General features: G+C 68.6%; 1 protein-coding gene. It reads left to right on the top strand.

Annotated elements, in window-relative coordinates; genetic code table 11:
* Nucleotides 1-258 (top strand): DUF2461 domain-containing protein (locus MJ643_RS30990; RefSeq protein WP_247727355.1); only part of this gene is annotated, 258 nt, incomplete at both ends.

Genomic DNA, 258 nt, shown 5'->3' with positions numbered 1-258 from the left:
GGAAAACAACCGCCGCGAGTGGTTCGAGGCGCACCGGCCGGAGTACCAGGCCCTGCGCGAGCAGTTCACGGCGTTCGTGGGCCAGGCCATCGAGCGCACGGCGGACTTCGACGACCGGGTGCGGTGGAAGGACCCCAGGGACTGCCTCTTCCGCATCTACCGCGACGTGCGGTTCAGTCAGGACAAGTCGCCGTACAAGACCACGTTCAGCGCGTACGTCAGCGAGCAGGACCGCCGCGGCGCGCCGCCCGGGTACTA

Origin of the sequence: Pseudomonas sp. PNPG3, assembly GCF_023093815.1 — a bacterium.
Classification (GTDB): Bacteria; Pseudomonadota; Gammaproteobacteria; order Pseudomonadales; family Pseudomonadaceae; genus Aquipseudomonas; species Aquipseudomonas asiatica.
This window is presented reverse-complemented; position numbering and strand designations above follow the sequence as displayed.